Source organism: Syntrophothermus sp. (assembly GCF_013314835.1).
Classification (GTDB): Bacteria; Bacillota; Syntrophomonadia; order Syntrophomonadales; family Syntrophothermaceae; genus Syntrophothermus; species Syntrophothermus lipocalidus.
In genome coordinates this window covers 1-2425 of sequence record NZ_JABUEX010000154.1, presented here as the reverse complement: position 1 = coordinate 2425, position 2425 = coordinate 1, and the positions used below count along the sequence as shown (strand labels likewise).

Here is a 2425-nt window from a genome sequence, read left to right as displayed (position 1 = left end):
GATGATGAGCATAATTATAGAAGAAGAGGTGGCAACGGCGCCATGAGTTTTCTGCAAAACGAGGGCGCCGCTTACTTTTATCCAGACCCAACCGCCGTTCAATTTTCTTATCCAGAGGAGTTGAGTAAGATGTGCGGAATCGCAGGCTGGATCGACTGGGAAAGAGACCTCACCCGGGAGCTCCCGGTTCTCGAAAAGATGAGGGAAAGCCTGGCGCACCGGGGGCCCGATGCCGCAGGGATGTGGGTCTCGCCCGCAGCCGCCCTGGTGCACCGCCGCCTGATCGTGGTGGACCCGCAGGGAGGGGAGCAGCCCATGGTGCGGAGGCGCGGCGGGCGCTGCTGCGTCATCACCTACAACGGCGAACTGTACAACACCGGGGAGCTGCGCCGCGAACTGGAGGCGCGGGGGCATGCTTTTCGCGGCTACTCGGACACCGAGGTGCTTCTGGCGTCTTACATGGAATGGGGGCAGGAGTGCGTGGCGCGCCTCAACGGGATTTTCGCCTTCGCCATCAGTGGTTTGTAGGTTGATAAGTTACATATGGATAAGCGTATGCTGATCCTGAAAATGTAAAAAGTGATACAATTAGCAACAAATACACAGCAAGCTTTTTCATCTGGCTCAACCTCCAATGCTTTCCACATCTTCCGGCAAGGTAATGAGTTGTTCGTCACTCTTGCGCCACAAGCCGGTTCTGACTCGGTGCTCCTTCAAGCCACCTTCAGTCTCTTCAAGCCGGATTTCCTTAAAGAAAACGTTCCCGTTCGGGAGAATGTTTGCAAAAGCCCTGTAGTTGGGGTCATTAATGGTAAGAACCTTTTTGGGGTCTCCGTCTTTTTTGCTGAGATCGAAAAGGGTAAGGCTGTTTGTCTCGCTGTATCTAATCAAAAGCAAATTGTTCGAGATATCCTCTATTGTTGGTGCTCCTGTCGTAGGGAGCTCAAGTACAACCTCCTTCGTCCCGTCAAGGCCAATCTTAACAATTTTAACCGTGTCCTTTTCGCTTTCAGGGTTATACACGGCGATTATCTTCTTCTGTTGATCCCAACTTAAAACATAAGGATGGGCCTCCTCGTCTTCCGGGATCAGAGCCAGATAATTTTTTGTTGTCAAATCATAGACGTAATTTCGAGCTTTGTTAGCTGGTATTTCCAGGGTATAAGCCAGCTTTTGACCATCCGGAGACCAGGGCTTGGGAAAGCCTGGGTAAAAAATTATTTCTCTGGCAACTTCTTCAGATTCCCCGGATTTAAGATCCAGGATTTTCAACGTCCTGTTCTGGACGTAGGCTAATTGTTCCCGGGTAGGAGACAAATAGGCCTGGGATGCACTGCCCAACAGCAATTCCTTCTCCCTTGTCTTGAGGTTTAGCTTGTAAATGTCGTAGACGTCTCCTCCTGGATTAAAATATTCTGACGGCTTCTTAGAAACTGCAACCAGAAAAGACTCTCTGTCAAAGTAATCTAAAATGCGGTTTACGCTCAACTCCGGAAAAGAATCCTGGACACTTCCAGTCTCAGGATCAAGCAGGGCTATGTGTCCCTTTACTACCCCGGCATAAACCGTGCGATTTGTCTTTGTTTTAGATGCGTAAATCCCGAAAATGGTTATTGCAATGATAACCGCCAAAGGAATAGTGATTTTTTTAAACATTTTTTAATCTCCCCCTTCTTAAATGCTTCTGAATCTGTGATAAGTCCCTTAACCGGTTTCCCCAACGGGCAGAAGCTGATAGATTGCAAAGCCATCTTTCCGGAAGGCCATGTTAAAACATTTCCCGTCCGGTGATACCTGAAACATCTCCCCCGTGCTCAGGTTTGGCGGATACTCCTTCGGACGCTCTTTTTCCAGGGTGACCCGGTACTCACTCTTCTTGGCCAGGTCGCGGGAGAAAACCACAACGTAGAAGTCGCTAGTTCCCATCAGGCTGGCCGGTTTAACGCCAACATAAATATTTCCTTTCTGATCGCTGCCCCAGTAGAAAACATTCACGCCTTCCCTCTCGAAAATTGGGACAGCCTTCAGTTCCTTTCCTGTGAAATCGTAAGCTTTTAACTTTACCTGCCAGGGCCCCTCCCGAGTATCAATTTCGTAAAAGGGAGTATCTTTATCAATCCCGGCGTAGCGCTCGCTTTTAACTTCAAGCAATTTTCCTTCGGCATCGACAACGGCTGCGAAGGGCGCCTGATCCAGCCCGCTACCCCACCCCTCGGGCGGAGCATCGCGGCGAACCATAAAAAGAGACCTCTTTTTCCACATTTTTTCTTCACCTCCAAAGATTAACCACCGCTACCGACGGCATTGAAGTAAAACATATAGGGACTAGGATCCCTGGACCAGTACCAACCGGGTATAGGTTCTTCCTTAACGCCATTATTCGAACTGCTTGAATGAATATCTAGGGAAGCTACCAGAAAACTTG

The 2425-nt window shown here is 49.3% G+C and carries 2 protein-coding genes and 1 pseudogene; 1 reads left to right on the top strand and 2 read right to left on the bottom strand.

Annotated features, from left to right (window positions below; translation table 11 throughout):
* Positions 1 to 129: 129 nt before the first annotated feature.
* A pseudogene (locus tag HPY90_RS15880) lies at positions 130 to 516 on the top strand (asparagine synthase (glutamine-hydrolyzing)); the annotation flags it as partial.
* Positions 517 to 624: 108 nt separating this feature from the next.
* Here the strand turns inward: HPY90_RS15880 and HPY90_RS15875 are convergent.
* Together HPY90_RS15875 and HPY90_RS15870 are read right to left on the bottom strand one after the other, a co-directional pair.
* Positions 625 to 1656, bottom strand: coding sequence for a hypothetical protein (locus HPY90_RS15875; RefSeq protein WP_287195952.1), 1032 nt, complete (start codon positions 1654 to 1656; stop codon positions 625 to 627).
* A gap of 48 nt (positions 1657 to 1704) precedes the next feature.
* Complete coding sequence (locus HPY90_RS15870; RefSeq protein WP_287195950.1) at positions 1705 to 2262, bottom strand: hypothetical protein; 558 nt, start codon at positions 2260 to 2262, stop codon at positions 1705 to 1707.
* Between the last annotated feature and the right edge of the window lie 163 nt (positions 2263 to 2425).